Raw genomic sequence first — 22,895 nt, 5'->3', positions numbered from 1 at the left:
CTCCCTGTAAATGACAAGGCGTATCTAGCGCATCAAGACAGCCAAAAAAATGGCAAGTTTGAGCGATGTGTCTAACTAGCCTTTACCCGCCGCCAGGCGAACCCACCTTCCGCCGGAATGGAACCGCGCCCCGGCTGATAGTAACCGGGTGTATCGACCAGACGGTTTTCGCCAAGACGGCTCTGGGCGACCTTGTTGGTCACCTGAAGACTGTCGAAGCCGGTGCGCAGCATCAGCGCCGCCTGATCGATCAGCACATCGCCGACGGCGCGCAACTCACCCGCAAAACCTTCGCGGCGCAGAATCTCGGCCTTGGAATAGGAGCGACCATCGTTGAAAGCCGGGAACTGCAAGGCGATCAGCGGCAGGCTGCCCAGATCATTCAACAGCGGTTCAATCGCTTCGCCCGGCGCAACCGAAACGCCGATGCGGCGGTTGGAGGCGCGGCGGCGCTCTTCATCTAGGCCGAGCCAGACGGCGAGCGGAATGATGATCGCCGGGGCATCGCCCGCAGCTTCAAGATCGTCGGCAAAGACATAATCGTCTTCGCGAAAGCCATCGGAGGACCAGAGTTTGGTTTCGTTGATATCGCTCATTTCCGCTCGGTGGCTCCCAATGTTTTAAGGCTGTCGGCAAGGCCAGTCAGATGGATGCCGCATTCTGTCTTTTCTGATCCCGCCCAGCGTCCGGCACGCTGGTCTTCGCCGTCGTTCACGGGCCGCGTGCAAGGCATGCAGCCGATGGAACGATAGCCCTGCGCAGTCAGAGGATGCGGCGGCAGATCGTGCTTTTCAGCGTAGGCCTTGAGGTCTGCTGCCTGCAAACGCGCCAGCGGATTGATACGAATGCGCGGGCCGACCGATTCAAACACCGGCAAGCTTTCGCGTGTCGATGCCTGAAACTGCTTGCGGCCCGTCATCCAGGCGCGATAGGGCGCGACGGCGCGCGCCATCGGCTCAACTTTGCGGATGAAGCAGCAGCGGTCCTTATCGGTCATCGACAGCGCGCCGAACGGATCATCGCTTTTAAGACTGTCCTCAAGCGGCAGGATATCCCGCACATCGGTCAGCCCCAGCCGGTCCACCAGATCGTGACGATAATCGAGCGTGGCCCGGAAATGCTTGCCCGTATCGAGAAATAGTACCGGTATCGCCGGATCGATTTCCGAGATCATATGCAAAAGCACAGCCGATTCCGCCCCGAAGGAAGACACAACCGCGATCTGCCCGTCATAGAGTTCGCGCGTGACGAGCGCGATCACTTCCTGCGGGGTAGACGCGCCGTGGCTTGCCTCCAGAAGGCGGGCTTCGGCGGCAGCACTTTCTTCAGCATCAAGCTGCACGGCTTATTTCTCCATAAAGCGCGCGTTTGAACGGTTCCATGCCAACGCGGCGATAGGCGGCCAGAAAGTTTTCCTCCGGGCTTTCACGCAAGGCGAGATAGGTATCGACCACCGTTTCGATGGCATCCACCACTTCTTCCGACGAAAAGCCGCGACCGGTGATTTCTCCTATGGTCGAATGCTCGTCCGCCGAACCGCCAAGCGTGATCTGATAGAGTTCCTCACCCTTTTTCTCTACGCCCAGAATGCCGATATGACCGACATGGTGATGGCCGCAGGCATTGATGCAGCCGGAAATCTTGATCTTGAGATCGCCGATTTCGAGCTGACGCTGCTGGTCGCCGAAGCGCTCCGAAATGCGCTGCGCCACCGGAATGGAGCGCGCATTGGCAAGGGCGCAATAGTCGAGACCGGGGCAGGCGATGATATCGGTGATGAGACCGGCATTCGGCGTCACCAGCCCATCCGATTGCAGCAGATCATAGACGGCTGCAAGATCGGCCTTAGCCACATGCGGCAGGACCAGATTCTGCTCGTGGCTGACGCGGATTTCATCGAACGAATAGGTTTCGGCAATATCCGCCACCAGTTCCATCTGCTCGGCGCTCGCATCGCCGGGAATACCGCCGATGGGCTTCAGCGAAATGGTGACGACCGCATAATCCGGGTTCTTGTGCGGCGTGACATTGCGCGCCACCCAGCTTGCAAATTCCGCATCGGCCTTCTGGGTAACAGCCAGCACTTCCCAGCCTTCCGGCCGTTGCGGCAACTTCGGCATGCGGAAATAGCTTTCAATCGAGTCGATATCGCGCTGCGGCAGCTTCAGCTCGCCATTGCGGATTTCTTCCCATTCAGCATCGATCTCGCGGGTCAGTTCTTCAACGCCCGTTTCATGGACGAGGATCTTGATGCGCGCCTTATATTTGTTGTCGCGACGGCCATGCAGATTATAGACGCGCACGATGGCCGTCACATAGGTCAGCATGTCCTCGATGGGCAGGAAGTCACGAATCTTCTTCGCCACCATCGGCGTGCGGCCCTGACCGCCGCCGATATAGACAGAAAGGCCCAGATCGCCCGCCTCGTTCTTCTTCAGCTGCAAGCCGATGTCATGTACCTGAATGGCGGCGCGGTCATGGTCCGAGCCGACAATGGCGATCTTGAACTTGCGCGGCAGATAGGAAAATTCCGGATGCAGCGACGACCATTGGCGCAGGATTTCGGCGAAGGGGCGCGGATCGGCCACTTCGTCGGCGGCAGCGCCTGCGAAGTGATCGGCAGTCACGTTGCGAATGCAATTGCCGGAGGTCTGGATGGCGTGCATCTCGACTTCCGCCAGCTCTTCCAGAATGCGCGGCACGTCCTTCAGCGCAGGCCAGTTATACTGGATGTTCTGGCGCGTGGTGAAATGGCCAAAGCCGCGATCATAGACGCGCGCAATGTGGCCGAGCTTTCGCAACTGGCGGCTCGACAGCGTGCCATAGGGAACGGCCACGCGCAGCATATAGGCGTGCAATTGCAGGTAAAGGCCATTCATCAGGCGCAGCGGACGGAACTGTTCTTCCGTCAGCTCTCCGGTCAGGCGGCGCTCGACCTGATCCTTGAACTGGGCAACGCGGGCCGCAACGAAATCGCGGTCGAATTCATCATAACGATACATAGTCTAAATCCAGATCAGAGCATTTCCAGCAAAAGTGCGAACCGGTTTTGGGTCCGGAAATGCGTCAACAGATATTACGAGGCGCGCTTCAAAGCAGGCTTGTCGAGGGGCAGATCACCAAAGGTTACGATGGTCGGGCCGGAAAGGCGGATGCGCTCGCGCAGGCGGATCGGGTAAAGCCCCTCCTCGCGCTCCTCGACATCGATCACATTCACATCGACAACCAGATTGGCTTTCGCTGCAACCTTGCCCGCGTCTTCCAGCGCCGTCACGGCTTCGGCGTGGCGCGCAACCAGCGCGCCTTCGATGGTCTCCTGCCACGAACCGTCGGCACCGAGCCACACAGCCTGCCCGTCGATCAGCCGGTTTGCAGTGAGAACTTTTACGACCATTTCCAAACTCCAAACTTTTGTTGACCGCGCATCCTGCGGGTTTAGGCTGCGACGGAAACCGGCTTGAGGGCCAGCGCTTCGGCTTTGTCGATTGCGGCACCGGCGACCGCATCGCCAATGATCACCATGACCGGGCCGGAAAGCTCCTTGCGGCTTTCCAGATCCGGCAAATCCTTCAGCGTGCCGTGGAACAGGCGCTTGTCCTGCCGGCTCGCATTTTCCACCACCGCCACGGCGGTATCTTCATGCAGGCCCGCACCAATCAGGCGTGCGGCAACCGATGCCGCGACCGTCGAGCCCATATAGACGGCAATCGTTGCGCCGGAGACGGCAAGCTTGGCCCAGCCCGGCAGCACATCGCCCGTCATATCGTGACCAGTGGTGAACACCAGCGACGAGGCGACACCGCGCAGCGTCAGCGGCAATTCCATATCGGCAGCGGCGGCAAAGGCCGAGGTGATACCGGGCACGATTTCGAAACCGATACCAGCGGCACGCAGCGCCGCCATTTCCTCGCCTGCGCGTCCGAACACCAGCGGATCGCCGGATTTCAGCCGCACAACGCGCTTGCCTTGTCGCCCCAGCGAAACCAACAGGCGATTGATCTCTTCCTGGCTTTTGGAATGGCAGCCCTTGCGCTTGCCGACGGCAAGGCGTTCGGCATCGCGGCGGCCCATGGCAATCACGCCTTCCGGCACCAGCGCATCATGCACAATGACATCGGCTTCCATCAAAGCGCGGTGGGCGCGCAAGGTCAGCAGGTCTTCAGCACCCGGTCCGGCACCAACCAGCCAGACATAACCGGCGGCATTGTCGCGCTGCTCGATCAGGTCGCTCGCAGCCTTATAAGCTTCCGCGCGGTCGCCATTTTCAATGGCGCTGGCAACACGGCCCGAAAAGAAACCGCGCCAGAAACTGCGGCGCGCCAGCCCCTTGGGCAATGCGCGCTCGACCAGCGGACGCCAGCTTTCGGCGAAATGCGCAAGCTCGCCAAGGCGCGGCGAAAAGGCGGCATCGATACGTGCACGAACCATCTGCGCCAGAACCGGAGCGCTTCCTTCCGAGCCGATGGCAATCGTCAGCGGCGCGCGGTTGACGATGGCAGGCGTCAGGAAATCGCAAAGGGCAGGACGGTCAACGACATTGACCGGAACCTTCTCGGCCTTGACCACAGCGGCAATGGCGCGATCCTGCGCTTCATCGCCAGTCGCCACGAAAACAAGCTTTGCGCCCGCGACATGTTCCGGCGCAAAAGGTGCCGCCACATGCTCCACACCATGGCTTGCGATGAACTCGGCCAGATGATGTTCCGTTTCCTCGGCAACGATGCGAAGGCGTGCGGATGTCTGCGCCACAAGGCGCGCCTTGTTCAAAGCTTCCTCGCCGCCGCCAACGACGACAACCACCTCTTCCGACACCCGGAAGAAGGCAGGAAAATCAGCCAGTAAACGCTTTTGCGGTAGAGACACGATGCCATCCTTGAGAGCATTTCCAGCGAACGCGGATACCGTTTTCGCGTGCGGAAATGCGTCTTGTGAAAGTTGGCGCCATTATCCATGGAGAGCGGGAGATTTATAAGAAACGGGCTTGCGCGCGAAAATGATGGCGAGCATCACTTTTTCTCAAAACAGCCGTTTGCGGGATTTTAATTTCCCGTAAGGCCGGAAATATATCCCACAATTTTTATAGGATTTACATAGGCTTATCGATAAGCGCCACTCGAGAAGAAGGCCGGAACGTGTTTTGGCCAGCGGCGCGGCAGCACGGCAATCAGGTCGAAACGAAGAGACAGACGGTCAAGGTCGGGCTGGCGTTGCAGCCAGAGATCAGCTGCAGCTTCGATACGGCGCATCGCCTGCGGCGTGACGGCCAATTGCGCTGCTTCGAGACTGCTGCGCGCCTTGACCTCGACGATCAGCACCAGATTGCCCCGCCGGGCGATCAGATCGATTTCGCCGAGCCGTGTCCGATAGCGCCGCGCGACAATGCGAAAACCTTTCAAAAGAAGCACCATCGCCGCAAAGCGTTCGGCGCTATGTCCGCGAAAGAAAGCAACGCGCTTTTTCTCGCGGAGGTCTGTCATCGCTGATCCGATTTCAGTTGCATAAGACGCTGATAGAGAACCGATTTCTGCCCGCCTGTCATGCGCGCCGCCTCGCCTGCAGCCTTGGATGGCGGCAGTTCGGCGGCAAGCGACAGAAGCAGCTTGTCGATGTCTTCCTTGCTTTGCGGAATTGTGTTGCCTGTCGGCGGGCCGACCAGCAGAACCACTTCGCCGCGAATGCGATCCTCACCGTCGAATTCCTTCGCCAGTTCGCCCAACGGAGCAGTGCGAATGGTTTCATAGGCCTTGGTCAGTTCGCGGCAGAGCGCGCCCAGACGATCCGACCCGAACACTTCGGCCATTTCGGCCAGCGTCGCCGCTGTCCGGTTTGGCGATTCGTAGAAGACCAGCGTTGCGTCGATGCCCTTGAGGCTTTCCAGCTTCGTCTGCTTTTGCCCATGCTTGGATGGCAGGAAGCCGCAGAACATGAAGGCGTCGGTCGGCAGGCCCGAAGCGGCGAGTGCGGCCAGAACGGCGGAAGCACCCGGAATGGGAACGACACGAATACCCGCCTCGCGTGCTTCGCCGACCAGACGAAAGCCCGGATCGGAAACGAGCGGCGTGCCCGCATCCGACACCAGCGCAACGCTTTTGCCCGCTGACAGCGCGGCAATCAGCTTTTCTCCGGCTTCGGCGGCATTGTGCTCGTGATAGCTGATCGGGCGGCGGGAAATGCCGTAGCGGTCGAGGAGAACACGGGTCACACGCGTATCCTCGCAGGCCAAAACATCGGCTGCGGCGAGCGTTTCGATGCCGCGCAGCGTCATATCGCCAAGATTGCCGATCGGCGTCGAGACGATATAAAGCGCGGGTTCCAGCGGACGGGCGCGCATGGCTGTGCCACCCACCACATAATCGCGCCGTGCGTCGCCCATATCCTCAGTCATTGCTTACCCCTCATGCGGCCAGATCGGCCACCAGCGCATCCAGCACCAGCGCACCGTCCGGTGTTGCGCGAATGATGCTACTGCCCATCGGCTCGATCATGCCCTCGGCAATCAGTTTCGCCAGACGCTTCTGGTCAACGCTCTGGCCCGACAGCCGCTTGTAGCGATCCAGATCAATGCCTTCGCGCAAACGAAGCCCCATCATCAGGAACTCGTCACCCTCCTGCCCGCCATCGAGATATTCCTCCTCGACAATACCGTGGCCGCGCCGTTCAACGTGATCGAGCCAGGTTTCCGGATGCTTTTCGGTAATCGTAACCGTGCGCACGTCGTTTTCCACGAAACGCCCATGTGCACCGGGGCCGATGCCGACATATTGCCCATAGCGCCAATAGACCAGATTGTGCTGCGACTCGCGCCCCGGCACTGCGTGATTGGAAATTTCATAGGCCGGGAGACCATGCTCTGCCGTCACCCGCTGCGTTTCTTCATAGAGCGCTGCGGCGTGGTCCGGCTCCGGCGTGGTCAGCTTCCCAGCCTTCCAGAGATTATAGAACTGCGTGCCTTCCTCAATGGTCAGCTGATAGAGCGAGAGGTGATCGGCAGCCAGTCCGATGGCCTCCTTCAGCTCTTCGCGCCATGCCTCGATGCTCTGGTTCGGACGCGCATAGATCAGATCGAAGGACAGGCGCGGGAAAATCTCACGCGCTAAGCGAATGGCCGCCTTTGCCTCATCGACCGAATGCATACGCCCCAGACGGCGCAGATCGGCATCGTTCAGCGCCTGAATGCCGAGCGACACGCGATTGACGCCTGCGGCGCGATAGCCGCGAAAACGGTCGGCTTCCACACTGGTCGGATTGGCCTCCAGCGTCACTTCGATGTCGGGCACGACAGACCAATGCGACGCAATATTATCCAGAAGCGCACCCACTGTTTCGGGCTGCATCAGCGAGGGTGTGCCGCCGCCCAGAAAAATGCTGGTGACCGTGCGTGGGCCGGTGCGCTCGCGCAGCGTTTCCATCTCGCGGCGAAACGCTTCAGAAAACCGCGCCTGATCCACCGGCTTATGACGGACATGGCTGTTGAAGTCACAATACGGGCATTTGGCCAGACAGAACGGCCAGTGCACATAAACGCCGAACGCGGTTTCCCCATTCGCACGCGCGATGGGGATCGCGCTGGCAGCATTTTTCGCCTGCAAAGGGGGAAAGAGCCTGTTCATTTCACGGAAGCCTGTTCCACATTGAGCGCCTTTTCGGCAAAAAGCTTGAAGGCGCGGGCGCGGTGCGACAGGGCCTCGGCGTCGCCGGGCTTCCAGCCGTGCTTCTCGTCGGCGGACATTTCACCAAAGGTTTTCTCATGGCCATCCGGCAAGAACACCGGGTCATAGCCGAAGCCGGTCGTGCCGCGTGGCGGCCAGATCAGCACCCCTTCCACTTCGCCGCGGAAATATTCCGCTTCGCCATCCGGCCATGCAAGGCAGATGACGGAGACGAAACGTGCGCCGCGCTTGTCCGGGCTCGTCGCACCCTTTTCCTGCAACAGATCTTCGACCTTGCGCATCGCCATGTTGAAATCACGCGTGCCGTCTTCGGTCTCGGCCCAGTTGGCGGTATAGACGCCCGGCTCGCCGTCCAGCGCATCGACCATCAGGCCGGAATCATCGGAAAGAGCGGGCAAGCCGGTGGCTTCAGCCGCAGCAAGCGCCTTGATATAGGCGTTTTCCTCAAACGTGGTGCCGGTCTCGTCCGGCTCCGGCAGGCCAAGTGCCGCGACCGAGCTGACATCGAAGCCGAACGGGCCGATCAGCCCGTCGAATTCCTTCAGCTTGCCCGCATTGTGCGAGGCGACAATCAGCTTGCCCTTTTCCAGCGTTCTCATTTTCAGTTCCATAGTTTGGGTTCGGCGATCTCCAGCGAATTGCCGGATGGATCGCGGAAGTAAATCGAATGTGCGCCATTGGGCCAATCGAAACCGGCCTCAATGGCGACGCCATGTTGTTGCAGATGTTCCCGCCAGTCGTCGATCTCGGCACGACTTGCGGCAAAACATACATGACCCGGCCCCGTCGTGCCATGTGGTGGCACAGGCAGATGGCCGGGCAAAGGCGGCTTCAAGGTTTCTTCCGCCTTGAAAAGCAGCAAAATGCCCTCGCCGCAGCGGAAGAAAGCGTTGCGCTCGCTAAGCTGGCCCACCGGCTCCAGCCCCATCGTGTCGCGATAGAATTCTACCGCCTCGGCGACGTCGCGAACATAGAGAGCCGTTTCAAGAATACGTGCAGCGCGCATGGATCAGGTCTCCTTATTCAGATGGAGCAGACACTGTCCTAGCAGAGCCTGTTCCAAAAGTCGTCTTGTGCGGCTGCAAATACGCTTTTTTGAGTGAGGCTCTTAAGCGACCGCCATTTTCTGCAACGACACAAGACGATCCACACCGCTGCGCGCCAGCTTCATCAGGTTCAGGAACTCTTCTTCCGAGAAAGGCGCACCCTCGGCGGTGCCCTGAATTTCAACAATGCCGCCTGCGCCGGTCATGACGAAATTGCTGTCGGTCTGGGCGACGGAATCTTCCGCATAATCGAGATCGAGAACAGGAGCGCCTTCATAGATGCCGCAGGAAATAGCCGCAACGTGGTCCTTCAGCACCTTCTCGACCCGTACCATCTGGCGCGCTTCCATCCAGCGCAGGCATTCATGCAGGGCCACCCAGCCGCCGGTAATGGCTGCCGTGCGCGTGCCGCCATCGGCCTGAATGACATCGCAGTCCACCGTGATCTGCACTTCGCCCAGCGCTTGCATATCGACAACAGCGCGCAAGGAGCGTCCGATCAGACGCTGGATTTCCTGCGTACGTCCGCCCTGCTTACCGGTGGCTGCTTCACGGCGCATGCGGTCGCCGGTCGAACGCGGCAGCATGCCGTATTCCGCCGTAACCCAGCCCTTGCCGGTATTGCGCATCCAGCCCGGCACCTTTTCCTCAAGGCTTGCCGTGCACAGAACATGGGTGTCGCCGAATTTGACCAGGCAGGAGCCTTCCGCATGTTTGGAGATGCCGCGCTCGAAAGAGACGGCGCGCATTTCGTCGGCAGCACGCTTGGATGGACGCATATAGTAAATTCCTTGATCGAGTTTTTTGGGATTCAAAGTTTTCCGTGCGGCTTTTTAGGCCCCCCGGGCACAAATAGAAAGGCATTTCACATCGTTCCGGGGCCAAAGATATGTTGAGAGGATTGCCAGTGTGAGGCTAAAGCCTTTGACGCTTGGCGCAGCAACCTTATATTCAAGGCAAGCAATCAACAGGTTCGCCGCTCTATCATGATGAAATCGCCTGAACATCAGCTTTTGAATTCGCTCGACCAGCGGTCGCGCGAAATTTTCCGGCTGGTCGTCGAGAGCTATCTCAACGACGGCGACCCGGTTGGTTCGCGCAATCTGTCCCGTCTTCTGCCACATTCGCTCTCGCCCGCCACCATTCGCAATGTGATGAGCGATCTGGAGCATCTGGGCCTGATCTATGCGCCGCATGTGTCGGCGGGCCGTCTGCCGACGCAGATCGGCCTGCGCTTTTTCGTCGATGCCTTTATGGAAGTCGGCGATCTGGCGCCCGGCGAGCGCTCGTCCATCGAGGCGCAGGTGCGCGCCGCCGGAAACAGCAATTCGGTTGAAAACGTGCTGACCGAGGCAAGTCAGGTCCTGTCGGGCCTGTCGCGGGGGGCTGGTCTCGTGCTCGCCACCAAGACCGAAGGCGCGCTGAAACATATCGAGTTTGTGCGGCTTGAGCCGACCCGCGCGCTGGCCGTGCTGGTGATGCAGAATGGCGATGTGGAAAACCGCGTCATCAATCTGCCGGTCGGCATCAGCGCTTCGCAGCTGGTCGAAGCGTCCAATTTCCTCAACGCGCATATTCACGGCCATACGCTTTCCGAAGCCAAGGCCGAGTTGAAAGTGCTGATGGAGGAAACCCGTCAGGAACTCGACCAGCTTTCGCAGGAACTTGTCGAACAGGGCCTCGCCGTCTGGGGCGGCACCGGTTCCGACCAGCCGTCACGGCTGATCGTGCGGGGGCGCGCCAATCTTCTCGAAAATATTCACGCGCAGGAAGATATCGAGCGCCTGCGCCATCTCTTCGACGATCTGGAAACCAAGGACGGCATGGTCCAGCTTCTCGATCTGGCCGAAACCGGTTCGGGCGTGCGCATTTTCATCGGCTCGGAAAACAAGCTGTTTTCACTGTCCGGCTCGTCGCTGGTGGTTGCGCCCTATCGCGACAGCGAACAGCGCGTGGTCGGGGCTCTTGGCGTCATCGGCCCGACCCGCCTCAATTATGCGCGTATCGTGCCGATGGTGGACTATACGGCACAGATCGTGTCGCGGCTGTTGCGGTGAGGTGTCAATCTTACCGGGTCAGCAGAAATTAAGCCTTGATTTTAATGGCCTGAAACTCGATATCCGCACCAGAAGATATTCAAGACGGAAGAAGCATTATGTCTGACGAAAAGAACAAAACCGAGAACCCCGATCTTGAGCAGCGCGACATCAACAATCCACGGGATCGTGAGGCGCTGAACCGGGCTGCCGCCGATTTCCTGAAAGCGCGCAAGGCGGAAGCCAGCGCCGAAGTTGCGGAAGACGAAGCGGACAATGCGGTCGATGAAACCGCAAACCGTATTCTCGCGCTCGAAGCCGATAACAAGGAACTCAAGGACCAGGTTCTGCGCGTTGCTGCCGAAATGGAAAATCTGCGCAAGCGCACCCAGCGCGACGTGCAGGATGCCCGCACCTATGCGGTGACCAATTTCGCCCGCGACATGCTGTCGGTTTCCGACAATCTGCGCCGCGCCATCGACACCATTCCAGCCGAAATGCTGGAAGCCGATGCCAGCCTGAAGTCGCTGGCCGAAGGCGTGGAAATGACCGAACGCGCCATGCTGCAGGCGCTGGAACGCCACGGCGTCACCAAGCTTGAGCCGGAAGGCCAGAAATTCGACCCGAATTTCCACCAGGCCATGTTCGAGGTACCGAACCCGGATCTGCCGAACAATACCGTCGTGCAGGTTGTGCAGGCTGGTTACGCCATTGGCGACCGCGTGCTGCGCCCGGCCATGGTCGGCGTATCCAAGGGTGGCCCCAAGGCTGCTGCCGAAAATGGCGGCGCGGAAGCCAACAGCTGATAAAGCCTATCTACTGAGATAGACGATCAGAGCGGCGGTTTATCCGCCGCTTTTTTGTATCTGCTGACCTGCGCTCATACACACATATTGCCAAGGCGCGCAGAGCAATAGAAAATCGCTTCATGTATCTTGCTGGGGGGAGCCCGCGTGACCGTCGTGCAGTTTCTGAACTTTGCGGGTGTCTTCGTCTTCGCGGCAACAGGCGCGCTTGCCGCCTCGCGGCGGCAGCTCGATATTGTGGGCTTTATCTTTCTTGCCAATATCACCGGCATCGGCGGCGGAACGCTGCGCGATCTGATGCTGAGCACGCCGGTTTTCTGGGTTCAGGAACCGATCTATCTGCTGGCGGGCACACTGGCCGCCTTCGCGGTCTATTTCACCGCCCATAGGGTGGAATCACGCTATCGCGTGCTGCTCTGGCTCGATGCCATCGGCATGTCGGCCTACACGGTGATGGGTGCCGCCAAGGGGCTTGCGCTTGACGTCAGCGCGCCGGTTGCCATCGTCACGGGCATTTTCACCGCCACGCTGGGCGGTATCCTGCGCGATATGGTGGCCGGAGAGCCATCGGTGATCATGCGGCGGGAAATCTATATCACGGCGGCACTGGCGGGAGCCTGCCTCTATGTCGGGCTGGCGCGCCTTGGTGTCGATCCGTTCTTCTCGGCAGTGGTCGCGGCGCTGACCAGTTTTACCGTGCGCGGCGGGGCGCTTTATTTCGGCTGGAACCTGCCGGTATATAAAAGCCGTCCCGGTCGCACCGAAGAAGAACTCCAGCGCGACCGGATCATTCGGTCCGAATAACCGGATCAGATCAAATCAGGCCAGCCTGACTTGCAGCAGCCTCAAGGCTGAGCAGCGGACGCGGGCCCATCTGCTGGATGATGAGACCGGCGGCAAGCGAGCCAAGCCGTGCGCAATCTTCCAGCGAGCGGTCCTTGGTATAGCCATAGAGGAAACCCGCCGCATAAAGATCGCCCGCACCGGTCGTATCGACCAGTTCGTCGATCTCGATGGCTGGAACTTCGAGCGTCTGATCAGGCGTCACAATGACAGCGCCCTTTTCCGAGCGCGTGATGATCGACAGCTTGCAATCCATCCGCATTGAGGCAATCGCCGTTTCGAGCGACTTGGTCTGATAGAGCGATTTGGCTTCGTCTTCATTGGCGAAGACGATATCGACCGTGCGCTGGCGCATCAGGTCGAGAAACTCTTCGCGATAGCGGTCCACGCAGAACGGATCGGAGAGCGTCATGGCCATTTCATGGCCCGCCTCATGCGCGATCTTTGACGCCATCACGATGGCTTCCTTGGCGCGCGGCGGGTCCCACAAATAGCCTTCAAAATAGGTGACTTTGGCATCGGCGACCTTGGAGGTCTCGACGTCTTCCGGTCCAAGCTCGACGCAAGCGCCGAGAAACGTGTTCATCGAGCGTTCGCCATCCGGCGTCACGAAAATCATCGAGCGGGCGGTCGGCGACCCCTTTTCCAGCGGACGCGTATCGAAGGCCACGCCCTGCGCGCGGATATCATGCGCGAAGACACGTCCGAGATGGTCAGTCGCTACCTTGCCGAAATAGGCGGAGCGTCCGCCCAGGCTGGCGACGCCTGCCGCCGTGTTGCCCGCGCTGCCGCCCGACATTTCAGTCGCCGGACCTGCAATGCGGCTATAGAGCAATTCTGCACGATCGGCATCGATCAGGTTCATTGCGCCTTTGACGATACCGTTGGTTTCGAGAAATGAGTCGTCCGTACGCGACAGAATATCGACAATGGCATTGCCGATGCAAAGAACGTCGAATGTGGCCATGAGCGCGAGAAGCTCCCCTTTTTTCAGTTCTCCAGCCCGCCCTCGATATGGCAGGAGGAGGCTTTGGCGCCAGCTGCGTATCGTGGAATTGATACGCTTATGCAAATATGCGCGTGCGGGTTTAGCCTTTTGCCGCCCTTTTGGCTACCCCGCGCCAATCCCGGGATGTGGGTAGTCCGGCTTGCACAGCCCACGGCTCGTTCCTATTTTCAGTTCGTCCACAGCCAAAACAGGCGCAAAACGGAAAAAGAATGATCATAGACGCTGCCTTGAAAGCCCTCTCCCGCCTGCTGACGCCGGAGTTTCGCTCGGTTTTCTGGAAAACGCTGGGTCTGACGCTTTTGCTGCTGGCCGGTCTCTGGGTCAGCATTCGTCAAATCTTTTTTACCTATGCCTGGCCGTGGATGGAGCAATTGCTGCCGGGCATGCCCGCATGGGCAGGCTGGCTCGGAATCGTCGCCGCTGTCGCGGCGGGACTGGGGCTTGCGCTTGTGCTGGCGCTGATGATCGCGCCGGTGACCGCTCTTGTGGCCGGTCTGTTCCTCGACGATGTGGCGGAAGTGGTCGAGCGCACGGATTATCCGAACGATCCTGCGGGCAATGCCCTGCCGCTTGGACGTTCAATTGTGACGTCGCTGAAATTCCTCGGCGTGGTGATCCTTGGCAACCTGCTGGCGCTAGCTCTGCTTTTCGTACCGGGGATCAACCTGATCGCCTTTTTCGTCATCAACGCCTATCTGCTCGGACGCGAATTTTTCGAATTCGCCGCCATGCGCCATCGCACCGAAGCGGAAGCCAGGGCGCTACGCTCGCATTATGGCGTGACGGTCTTTCTGGCAGGCTTGCTGATCGCCGGTTTCATGGCCATTCCGCTGGTCAATCTTCTGACCCCGCTTTTTGCGGCAACCATGATGGTGCATCTGCACAAGGCCATATCGCAGCGCGAGGCCGCAAAGCCTGTCAGAACTTAAGCCTGAGGCGGAAGCGGAACCAGTGCGGCGGGCACGTCGCAGGTCTTTTCCGGCGACTTGCAGATATCGGCGATGACGCAGTGTTCGCATTCGGGCCTGCGCGCCTTGCAGGTATAGCGCCCGTGCAAGATCAGCCAGTGATGGGCGTGCAACATATATTCCGCCGGTATCACCCGCACCAATATCGCCTCGACCGCTTCCGGCGTCTTGCCGGGCGCCAGACCGATCCGGTTGCCGATACGCAATATATGCGTGTCCACCGCCATGGTCGGCTGGCCGAACGACATGTTGAGCACAACATTGGCGGTCTTGCGCCCGACGCCCGGCAGTTTGACCAGCTCGTCACGGTCGCCTGGCACCTCGCCGCCATAGTCGCGGATCAGTGCTTCCGAAAGCAGGATGACATTCTTCGCCTTGTTGCGCCAAAGGCCGATGGTGCGAATGTGACTGCCGACCTTTTCCTCGCCCAGCGCCAGCATTTTCTGCGGCGTATCGGCAACCGCAAACAGGCCGCGCGTGGCCTTGTTGACGCCCGCATCCGTCGCCTGCGCCGACAGCACCACCGCGACCAGCAGGGTGAAGGCGTTCACATGCTCCAGTTCGCCCTTCGGTTCCGGGCGCTGCACGGAGAAGCGGCGAAAGATTTCGTGAATCTCATCAGCCGTATAGAGCGTACCAGCCACGCGGCGCGGACGCCGTGCTGGCGGGGCGGCGGAAACAGTCACGGGCGATTTGATTTTGGCCTTTTGCATTCTGTCTCTATACTGAGGTCTGTTCCTGGAAGACAACCCGCAGCTTGACGCAGGCGGCGTTCAAAGGCTCAGACACCCATGCACCATCCAGATGGCGCGGAACCGGACAGGTTCGAGACCCCTATTTTTGAAGCCTTGCTGAGACCCTATCGCTCGCTGGGGCGCACGGGCTTTACCGTTCTGATGGCAGCCCTCATCGCCTGCTGGATTTCTGTCGGCATTCTGTTTTGGTCCATCGGCGCTTGGCCGATCTTCGGCTTTTTCGGCCTCGACGTGCTGTTGATCTATCTGGCATTTCGCTGGAATTATCGCGCGGCGCAGGCCCGCGAAGAGATTTCCGTTTCGCGTGCAGCCCTGCACATCCGCCAATACGCACCATCCGGCAAACTGACCGCACATCAGTTCAATCCGTTCTGGACACGCTTTCGCGTGGCGCGAAAGCCGGACATCGGCATCACGGATATGAGCGTTGAAAGCCGCGACAAGCATGTCGCCATCGGCAGCTTTCTGAACCCCGACGACCGTGAGGATTTCGCCACCGCTTTTCGCGCAGCGCTTGCCGAAGCAAGACGGTAGAACACATTTCTCGATATGCTAAGTTTGACACTGCCCGCCCCGCAACAGTGGCGGGTATCGCCCTCCCCATCGTCGTTTTACGATAGAACGAAGGGGGATTCCGGCATTGGCCCTTGAAGTCGGGCTTTTCACAAGCCATATCAGTTAGCGAAGAGATACGCCGAACGGGTTCTCTTCATAACGGTCGCTTCTCATCAAGGACTGATGCAATGACAAGAATGACTCCGTTTTCGAGCCCTCTCTTGCTCGGATTCGACACGATGGAAAAGACACTCGAACGGATTGCAAAATCCGGCGATGGCTACCCACCCTATAATATCGAACGCCTGCGCGGCGAAACAGGCTCTGAGCGCTTGCGCATCACGCTTGCCGTGGCAGGTTTTGCCAGCGACGATCTCGACGTCATGACGGAAGACAACCAGCTTGTCATCCGCGGTCGACAGACCGACGACACCGAACGCGAATATCTGCACCGCGGCATCGCGGCGCGTCAGTTTCAGCGTGTGTTCGTGCTGGCCGATGGTATGCGGGTGCTGGGTTGCGAGTTGAAAAACGGTCTTCTCGCTGTCGATCTCGACCGACCGGAACCGGAACGGCTGATCAAGAAAATCAACATAGCTGTGAAAGACTGAAAAACGTTCAGGTTTCGTTCAGTCATTAAGGCTATGATAACTATCGTGAAGCTCTGGTGCGGCATAGCCGTGAATGGTGTGCCGCTCAAATGGAGGCTAAGACCATGAACAGACAACAGGTTCTCACCGAAAATGAATTCGCTCATCTGGGCGAAGGTGAAATTGCCTACGTGCGCAAGATTCGCTCCGACGACCTTGCTCGCAGCTTCCCTGCCCTCCCACCAATCGAGCCGGGCCTTGAGCTCTGGGCCCTCTTTGGCGCAAGCGGCGAGCCTATCGTGCTCTCCGATGTCCGCGCCACCGCGCTGCAAGGCGCCCATGAACACGAATTACGCACGGTGCTGCTCAACTAAAATGGCAGCCCTGTCGAATATGTAGCGATAGCGGCCCGCCTTGTAAGGAAGCCGCTATCGTCCTCATTGCGCGGTTAGAGCGAGAGGCTACCCGCTAATCTTCACTGCTTTGAGCAAAACGCCGGAGCGTTTTAAAAACGCGTTACATGTGCCGTGTAAACCCAAGATCCATGCCCGTTTTGAACTTCTCGCTGATAAGCCTCGGTGGCCGCCGCATGCTCATTCCTGACACATCCTTAAAAGGACTTGGTATCCACGAAAGCAGAACCGGAAGCAGCAAAAAGAGGCACTCGTAATAAAGCATATTTCTTCATATATTCACCTATATTTCCCTAAAAATCATCACTCCAAACAGATACGAAATATTGATCTCAAGATTAATAGTGCAACTATATCAGAAACGGATTCTACATAAAAATAAGTGATTTATTTTTATAAATCACAATATTTACACTGAATGACGCACAATTCAAATAAAAATAAATTTTACGCTGAGTGTAATTTGATATAAAACCGTTCGCATTTTGATACAATACCTATATTATTATAGATCATGTCATAACAATGGAATTAATCTTGGTTATTTTTCAAGCAGTTATTGTATTCCCGATTGAAACATATCCTATAAGCACCAGAACCTTCCGGATGGTTCTTACAAGTTTCCTTAGCCTTATTCCAGCACATCAACCGATTGTCCGCCGCAGAAGCAGGCGAAACTATAGCACCAAAAGAAGCAATCAAAGAAACCAATACATAGGCATACTTATTCATTTATATTTTTCCTTTCATATTTCAGTCACATAAATATCTCTATATAAATATTTAGATTATGAAAGCCTAATAATGAGCGAGCCTTTTTTAAAGCATGTTTTGAGCGGCTCCCCCATGCAGAGTCGCTATCGTCATTATTGTGCGGTTATTGCAGAGAATCTGCCCGCTAATATTTATTGCTTTGAGCAAAACAACGGAGCGTTTTTAAAGCGCTTTACATATGTCGTGTAAACCCAAGAGCCATGCCCATTCTGAACTTCTTGCTGATAAGCCTCGGTAGCCGCCGCCTGCTCATTCCTGACACATTCTTCATAGGCCTTGATATCCGCTAAAGCAGAACCGGAAGCAGCAATAAGAACAATCAGCGTAAAAATACTTTTCTTAGAGCCTGAATCAAAAAGCGGCATGTCTGTGCGAAAATGGTGATTTTCGAGGACCGGAGCGGAGCGTACTCAAAGTACGTGAGCACCGGAACGCAGAAAATTGCCCTTTGCAGCCACACAGGACGACTTTTGGAACAGGCTCTTATTTTTATGGTCATCTACACGCAAAATGCATTAGCATTACAGTTGCCTATTTTATTCAATGTCTGAATCTATGGGTCTCCATGAATCGGAGGTCATGGATGTCAGGTGCATCAATCGAGACGACGCTTGAGCTTTGGGCATCATCGTTGCGCGACGTGAAGGCTCGTATGCGCGGACTGTTTACGCAGGAGCGCGTTGCAGCCTCTGCGAACCTTTTCCTGGACGGTTTGCTGGGTGACGAGCGGCGGAAGACTGGTTGGATGCGTGCTAAGGCGGCCGGTGATCCCGGTCCGTGGCGGCACAAGCCATTCTGGGACGCGGGCGCTGGGATGCAGATGAGCTGCGCAACATCGTACGAGAGTATGTCGTAGAAAACCTCGCCACGGATGATGCGGTCCTGGTCATCGACGAAACAGGCTTCCTCAAGCAGGGCAAGACATCATGTGGTGTTGCCCGTCAGTATACAGGTTCGGCTGGCAAGATAACGAACTGCCAGATCGGTGTATTCGCCGCCTATGTGTCCGTTCGCGGTCATGCCTTTATCGATCGGGCCCTGTACTTGCCGAAGAGCTGGACCGGCGATCCGTCAAGGCTTGCAGCAACCCATGTTCCTGAGAATGTAGCCTTCACTACCAAACCAGGGCTGGCTATCGATATGATACAGCGTGCACTGGCAGCGGATGTGCCATTTTCATGGGTGGCTGGCGATGCGGTGTATGGCGTCGGGGAAATTGAAGGTTGTCTGCGCCGTGCCTGTAAAGGCTATGTTCTTGGTGTAAAATCCGATCATCACTTCGGATCCTGGGCTGGCAAGCCTCAGGTTGCTGGCACCGCGCAGAAGATCGCTTGTGATTTGGCTTCAGATGCATGGCAGCGTCTGTCCGCTGGCGAAGGCACGAAAGGCCCACGACTTCATGACTGGGCCTATTGTGAACTCGCCGATCTTGATGCTGACGAATATAATGAGACAGCTTCCGGGCTTTGGACCCGTGGCCTGCTGATCCGGCGCAATATCAGCGACGGTGAGCTTGCCTTCTTCACCACATGCTGTCCGGCCGGGACGGACATCCAGACGCTCGTTTCCGTTGAAGGCCATCGCTGGGCAATCGAAGACAGCTTCGAGACCGCCAAGAACCGTAAGCGCGAATTTCTGTGCACCTTCTGAAGCACAGTGCTCTGATGCATGAAGTGTCCACCAAAACAGGTGGACACCAAATCATGGACGATACTCCTAAACTGCAGGTGCGGCTTGTTGGCCGCGACGGCCGCCGTCGATATGACCCTGCCTCCCGAGATCGGCTTGTCGCAGCGTGTTTAGAGCCCGGCGTTTCGGTTTCGCGTCTAACTCTGGAGCACGGCGTCAACGCCAATCTCGTTCGCAAGTGGGTAAAGAGAGCCAAAGAAGATAGTGCTTTACCTGCGGTATCTACGTTCGTGCCGGTTCAGATAGCTACGGATATGCAGTCGTCATCTGCCAGCGGTCCACCGACGAATGTGGAGCCGGTCGGCAAGCGATGTCATGCATCCAAGCTGAGCGTGGTGCTGCCGAACGGTATCAGCCTGACGCTGGAATGCAGCGATGTCGATGGTCTGGCGGCAATCATAGGAGCGTTGAGCCATGTTCAGACTGGGCGCTGATCTGAAGGTCTACCTCCATCGGGAACCATCGACTTCCGCGCGGGCATCAACAGCCTCGCGGTCCTTGTGCAAGAGGTGATGGAGCTGGACCCGTTTGCTCCATCGGTGTTTGCCTTCTGCAATCGCAGGCGTGACCGGGTGAAGCTCTTGTTCTTTGATCGGTCCGGGTTTGTTATGGTCCTGAAGAAGCTACCAGAAGATCGGTTCAGGTGGCCCCGCCGGGAAACTGCGGTGGTGACGCTGACGACAGAGCAACTCCACTGGATCCTCGATGGCATCGATATAGATGCGATGGTCCGCCATCCCGTGCGGCAGTATCAGATTGCTGGCTGAGGATGACAAATTGCGATTGACGCGCAGGGGCGGTTCAGATTCAAGAATCTGATGACGCGCACCGGCGAACCGAGCATTGCAGAACTGATGGCGCAATTGGCAGCCAATGCTGCCGAAATCGCCGCACTCAAAGCCGAGAAGGAAGCGCTCTCGCAGCGGGTCATCAAGCTTGAAGAAGAACTGGCACTGGCAAAGCTGCACCGCTTTGCCCCCCGCAGTGAAAAGCACATTGATCGTCTCTTCAACGAGGCCGAAGAGGCTGCGGTCGAAGGTGGTAGCGAGGAAGACGATGACGTCGAGCTTCCGGATACTGGCTTGCCTGCGGCCGGGGGCGCTACGGGCAAAAACGGGGGCGCAGGCCCCTACCAGCAGACCTGCCGCGCGAGCGTGTCGAATACGACCTTGCTGACGATCAGAAGGCTTGCCCGTGCTGCAAAAGCCAAATGCATCGCATGGGAGAAGCCGTTAGCGAGCAGCTCCATATCGAGATCAAGGCAAAGGTCCTGCAGAACGTACGGTTCAAATACGCCTGCCGGCACTGTGACCAAAAGGGGATAAACACGCCCGTCGTAATCGCGCCCATGCCCACGCAACCCCTGCCGGGCAGCATCGCCACCGCGTCGACGCTCGCCTTTGCTCTCGTCCACAAATACGTAGATGGCACGCCGCTCTACCGCGTGGCTCAGACATTCGAGCGTGCCGGCGTTCCGATTAGCCGTGGCGCTCTTGCGCATTGGGTCATCGGCTCGAGCGAGAAGCATTTACATCGCATCTACGATGCTTTGAAGCTGCGGCTGCAATCGCAGTCTCTCATCCATGGCGATGAGACGACGGTTCAGGTGCTGAAGGAAAAGGACAAGGAAGCCACCAGCACGTCGTACATATGGGCGTACCGCAGCAGCGAGAACAGTGACGAGCCGATCGTGCTTCTCGACTACCAGCCCGGCCGCGGTCAGATTTACCCGCAGACCTTCCTTGGTGACTACCGTGGGATACTCGTCACTGATGGCTACACCGCCTGGCGCACATTGAATGGCGCAACCCATGTCGGATGCATGGCTCACTCCAGGCGGCGCTTCGTTGATGCTCTCAAGGCGAGAAAGAATGGTGGCGGCCCGCCGGAGCAAGCTCTCCGGTTCTTCGAACAGCTCTACCGGATCGAAAGGCAGGCGAGAGACAAGACCCCAGATCCGAGGGAGACAAACGCCGATTGCATTCGCCGTTTCCCCCAGCAGCACAGTCTGCCTATCCTGAACGCCCTAAAGGCGTGGCTCGACAATATCGCGCCAAAGATCGTGCCGGATACCAAGCTCGGCGATGCGGTGTCCTACACCCTGAACCAATGAAGTTACCTGACGCGTTACACCAGCGACGGCAGGATGCCGATCGATAACAACATTCTGGAACGCGAGATCAGAGTTTTTGCCACTGGAAGAAAATCGTGGCTGTTCAGCGATACCGCTGACGGGGCCAAGGCCAGTGCTGTGATCTACAGTCTGATGCTGACTTGCCGCGCCTGTGGTGTCGACCCGCTCACCTGGCTACGCCACGTGCTTACTGAGCTACCTCAGCGCGAAGAAACGGCCGACATTGGCGACCTGCTGCCGTTCAACTTCTCCAAGGCAAATGCCCAATAAAGCTGCGTACCGCTAGAACCCGTGCGCGATTACGCCTGAAGAGGCCGTCCAGGCGCATCGAAAATCGCGCTTACCAAGAACCAGCTTGGCCTTGATCACAACGAAACCCGGTCATGGCATGGCTGGCATCGCCACGTCTCCCTGGTCATGCTCGCCTTCGCCATGATGGCGGTGATCCGATACCGGGCCAATGACGCGACACCCCAAAAAGACGGCGGATGCCGACTATCACGATTTGATCTGGTGGTCTGTTCAAGAAATTCGACGCATCGCAAACAAACTTGCCCAACGACGTATAAACCCGGCATACGTCATCGCATGGTCTTGCTGGCGCAGGGGCCACCAAGCCATAACAAGACGGGCTCATCTAAAATCAAAAACGCAACTGTAATGCTAGGGCGCGTTTCGATCTGAATGAATCAGGTCGGCGCTCTAAGCTTTTATATTTCAAACATAAGAGCCTGTTCCAAAAGTCGCCCTGTGTGGCTGCAAATGGCAGTTTTCTCCATTCCGGTGCTCTCGTACCAATAGTACGCTCCGCTCCGGTACTCGAAAATCACCATTTTCGCACAGACATGCCGCTTTTTGATTCAGGCTCTAATCTTATCGATCCTCGTTTCACTCCGGTCGGATTATGCTTCAATTCTCGATGTAAGCGATAGAAGATCGTCGCGACAAAATCCTCCACCACCGCACTCTTATTTACTTTACATGGCCTGGCTGAAATTTTTCTGCCATGCACCACTTATATTTATTTTGAAAACACGCATCAAAAGTAGTTTTTACGAGCTCTGGCTTATTTGTACAATCACTTCTTGCCCGTTCTTTACAAAATTCATTGTCGACGGCCGGCGCAACATTGGTGAAAGACGCCAAAGAAATCCATGCAAGAATGACTTTCTTCAATTTATTCTTCCTAATTTATATTCTGACGAGATTGATTCTATATAAAAATACGCCGATTCGAAAATACTATATTTTGTTAGTTCTCTTTCTTGAAGAAGATAAACGAAAATAACAATTGCACAACTAACATTATACGTTGCTTTACTCTCCAAATTCCGGAATCCGCGCCATGCACGGCTTTGGATTCAGCAAACGCGATCCAGACAGGTGTTTCCGTTTCTCCAGCGGAGACGACACCCAAAGCGATCATCATAGCAATCAATACTGAAACGTATTTTTTGCCCCGCCAGAAACAGAAAGGCCACCGCTCTGACCGAGCGGCGGCTTTTTTAAAACAACTCTCAAAGCGCGGGTACAAACAAATCCGGCATAGTGGAGCGCCGTTTAATCCGATTGCATCGGACCGGCGCTCTAAAATCTCTTATTAGGAG

Annotated in this window: 24 protein-coding genes and 3 pseudogenes; 12 read left to right on the top strand and 15 right to left on the bottom strand. The window is 57.3% G+C overall.

Annotated elements, in window-relative coordinates:
- Positions 1–71 precede the first annotated feature (71 nt).
- The 11 genes from D8666_RS07965 to rph form a co-directional block, all read right to left on the bottom strand.
- Positions 72–596 carry a DUF934 domain-containing protein gene (locus D8666_RS07965; protein WP_109368203.1) on the bottom strand — a complete coding sequence of 175 codons (525 nt, stop codon included), beginning with the start codon at positions 594–596 and terminating at the stop codon, positions 72–74.
- The gene (locus D8666_RS07960) at positions 593–1,342 is read right to left on the bottom strand and encodes a phosphoadenylyl-sulfate reductase (RefSeq protein ID WP_121537144.1); all 750 of its coding nucleotides are present in this window, start codon (positions 1,340–1,342) and stop codon (positions 593–595) included. The genes D8666_RS07965 and D8666_RS07960 overlap by 4 nt, the downstream gene beginning before the upstream one ends.
- Positions 1,332–3,002: a nitrite/sulfite reductase gene (locus D8666_RS07955; RefSeq protein WP_121537142.1), complete on the bottom strand. Its 1,671-nt coding sequence runs from the start codon at positions 3,000–3,002 to the stop codon at positions 1,332–1,334. Before D8666_RS07955 ends, D8666_RS07960 begins: the two co-directional genes overlap by 11 nt.
- A 74-nt stretch (positions 3,003–3,076) precedes the next feature.
- Entirely contained in the window at positions 3,077–3,394 is a 318-nt protein-coding gene (locus D8666_RS07950) for a DUF2849 domain-containing protein (protein ID WP_121537140.1), read from the bottom strand.
- A 41-nt stretch (positions 3,395–3,435) separates the two neighbouring features.
- The gene (gene cysG, locus D8666_RS07945) at positions 3,436–4,863 is read right to left on the bottom strand and encodes a siroheme synthase CysG (protein ID WP_121537138.1); all 1,428 of its coding nucleotides are present in this window, start codon (positions 4,861–4,863) and stop codon (positions 3,436–3,438) included.
- A gap of 233 nt (positions 4,864–5,096) precedes the next feature.
- A complete protein-coding gene (locus D8666_RS07940) occupies positions 5,097–5,477 on the bottom strand; it encodes a YraN family protein (protein WP_109368198.1) in 381 nt (126 codons plus the stop codon).
- On the bottom strand, positions 5,474–6,385 hold the full coding sequence (rsmI, locus tag D8666_RS07935) for a 16S rRNA (cytidine(1402)-2'-O)-methyltransferase (protein WP_121537136.1): 912 nt from the start codon (positions 6,383–6,385) through the stop codon (positions 5,474–5,476). Before rsmI ends, D8666_RS07940 begins: the two co-directional genes overlap by 4 nt.
- Positions 6,386–6,395: 10 nt before the next feature.
- Positions 6,396–7,610 (bottom strand): radical SAM family heme chaperone HemW, encoded by a 1,215-nt coding sequence (hemW, locus tag D8666_RS07930; protein WP_121537134.1) that lies wholly within the window; start codon positions 7,608–7,610, stop codon positions 6,396–6,398.
- A complete protein-coding gene (rdgB, locus tag D8666_RS07925) occupies positions 7,607–8,269 on the bottom strand; it encodes an RdgB/HAM1 family non-canonical purine NTP pyrophosphatase (RefSeq protein WP_121537446.1) in 663 nt (220 codons plus the stop codon). The genes hemW and rdgB overlap by 4 nt, the downstream gene beginning before the upstream one ends.
- A gap of 2 nt (positions 8,270–8,271) precedes the next feature.
- Positions 8,272–8,676 (bottom strand): VOC family protein, encoded by a 405-nt coding sequence (locus tag D8666_RS07920; RefSeq protein ID WP_109368195.1) that lies wholly within the window; start codon positions 8,674–8,676, stop codon positions 8,272–8,274.
- 102 nt (positions 8,677–8,778) lie between these two features.
- Complete coding sequence (gene rph, locus D8666_RS07915) at positions 8,779–9,495, bottom strand: ribonuclease PH (RefSeq protein ID WP_078339626.1); 717 nt, start codon at positions 9,493–9,495, stop codon at positions 8,779–8,781.
- Between the two features lie 207 nt (positions 9,496–9,702).
- Here rph and hrcA point away from each other — a divergent pair, with 207 nt between their 5' ends.
- The 3 genes from hrcA (at position 9,703) to D8666_RS07900 (ending at position 12,362) form a co-directional block, all read left to right on the top strand.
- Complete coding sequence (gene hrcA, locus D8666_RS07910) at positions 9,703–10,773, top strand: heat-inducible transcriptional repressor HrcA (protein WP_109368194.1); 1,071 nt, start codon at positions 9,703–9,705, stop codon at positions 10,771–10,773.
- Between the two features lie 98 nt (positions 10,774–10,871).
- Complete coding sequence (gene grpE / locus D8666_RS07905) at positions 10,872–11,558, top strand: nucleotide exchange factor GrpE (protein ID WP_109368193.1); 687 nt, start codon at positions 10,872–10,874, stop codon at positions 11,556–11,558.
- A 147-nt stretch (positions 11,559–11,705) separates the two neighbouring features.
- Complete coding sequence (locus D8666_RS07900; RefSeq protein ID WP_121537132.1) at positions 11,706–12,362, top strand: trimeric intracellular cation channel family protein; 657 nt, start codon at positions 11,706–11,708, stop codon at positions 12,360–12,362.
- A gap of 10 nt (positions 12,363–12,372) precedes the next feature.
- On the opposite strand, the gene D8666_RS07895 is transcribed toward D8666_RS07900, so the two are convergent.
- A complete protein-coding gene (locus tag D8666_RS07895) occupies positions 12,373–13,368 on the bottom strand; it encodes an adenosine kinase (protein ID WP_109368191.1) in 996 nt (331 codons plus the stop codon).
- Positions 13,369–13,619: 251 nt separating this feature from the next.
- Between D8666_RS07895 and D8666_RS07890 the strand changes: the two genes are divergently transcribed.
- Complete coding sequence (locus tag D8666_RS07890; protein ID WP_109368190.1) at positions 13,620–14,339, top strand: sulfate transporter family protein; 720 nt, start codon at positions 13,620–13,622, stop codon at positions 14,337–14,339.
- Here the strand turns inward: D8666_RS07890 and nth are convergent.
- A complete protein-coding gene (gene nth / locus D8666_RS07885; RefSeq protein ID WP_109368189.1) occupies positions 14,336–15,091 on the bottom strand; it encodes an endonuclease III in 756 nt (251 codons plus the stop codon). The genes D8666_RS07890 and nth overlap by 4 nt on opposite strands.
- A 78-nt stretch (positions 15,092–15,169) precedes the next feature.
- Here nth and D8666_RS07880 point away from each other — a divergent pair, with 78 nt between their 5' ends.
- The 3 genes from D8666_RS07880 to D8666_RS07870 all read left to right on the top strand — a co-directional run bounded on the left by D8666_RS07880 (position 15,170) and on the right by D8666_RS07870 (position 16,652).
- Positions 15,170–15,667 carry a DUF2244 domain-containing protein gene (locus D8666_RS07880; protein WP_121537130.1) on the top strand — a complete coding sequence of 166 codons (498 nt, stop codon included), beginning with the start codon at positions 15,170–15,172 and terminating at the stop codon, positions 15,665–15,667.
- Positions 15,668–15,876: 209 nt separating this feature from the next.
- Positions 15,877–16,299 (top strand): Hsp20 family protein, encoded by a 423-nt coding sequence (locus D8666_RS07875; protein ID WP_109368187.1) that lies wholly within the window; start codon positions 15,877–15,879, stop codon positions 16,297–16,299.
- Between the two features lie 89 nt (positions 16,300–16,388).
- On the top strand, positions 16,389–16,652 hold the full coding sequence (locus D8666_RS07870; protein WP_371830795.1) for a BQ00720 family protein: 264 nt from the start codon (positions 16,389–16,391) through the stop codon (positions 16,650–16,652).
- A 570-nt stretch (positions 16,653–17,222) separates the two neighbouring features.
- Here D8666_RS07870 and D8666_RS23960 read toward each other — a convergent pair.
- Positions 17,223–17,423, bottom strand: coding sequence for a hypothetical protein (locus D8666_RS23960; protein WP_147437990.1), 201 nt, complete (start codon positions 17,421–17,423; stop codon positions 17,223–17,225).
- A gap of 173 nt (positions 17,424–17,596) precedes the next feature.
- On the bottom strand, positions 17,597–17,830 hold the full coding sequence (locus D8666_RS24180; RefSeq protein WP_167836044.1) for a hypothetical protein: 234 nt from the start codon (positions 17,828–17,830) through the stop codon (positions 17,597–17,599).
- Between the two features lie 200 nt (positions 17,831–18,030).
- On the opposite strand from D8666_RS24180, the pseudogene D8666_RS07860 reads away from it, so the two are divergent.
- From D8666_RS07860 to D8666_RS24675, 5 genes and pseudogenes are all read left to right on the top strand, one after another.
- Positions 18,031–19,082, top strand: a pseudogene (locus D8666_RS07860) (IS701 family transposase); the annotation flags it as partial.
- Between the two features lie 86 nt (positions 19,083–19,168).
- Complete coding sequence (gene tnpA, locus D8666_RS07855; RefSeq protein WP_371830794.1) at positions 19,169–19,588, top strand: IS66-like element accessory protein TnpA; 420 nt, start codon at positions 19,169–19,171, stop codon at positions 19,586–19,588.
- A gap of 27 nt (positions 19,589–19,615) precedes the next feature.
- Positions 19,616–19,921 (top strand): IS66 family insertion sequence element accessory protein TnpB, encoded by a 306-nt coding sequence (tnpB, locus tag D8666_RS07850; protein WP_121537126.1) that lies wholly within the window; start codon positions 19,616–19,618, stop codon positions 19,919–19,921.
- A gap of 51 nt (positions 19,922–19,972) precedes the next feature.
- Positions 19,973–21,558, top strand: a pseudogene (gene tnpC / locus D8666_RS07845) (IS66 family transposase).
- Positions 21,559–21,633: 75 nt separating this feature from the next.
- Positions 21,634–21,765, top strand: a pseudogene (locus tag D8666_RS24675) (IS701 family transposase); the annotation flags it as partial.
- Positions 21,766–22,895 lie beyond the last annotated feature (1,130 nt).

It is taken from the genome of Ochrobactrum soli, from assembly GCF_003664555.1.
Classification (GTDB): Bacteria; Pseudomonadota; Alphaproteobacteria; order Rhizobiales; family Rhizobiaceae; genus Brucella; species Brucella teleogrylli.
This window is presented reverse-complemented; position numbering and strand designations above follow the sequence as displayed.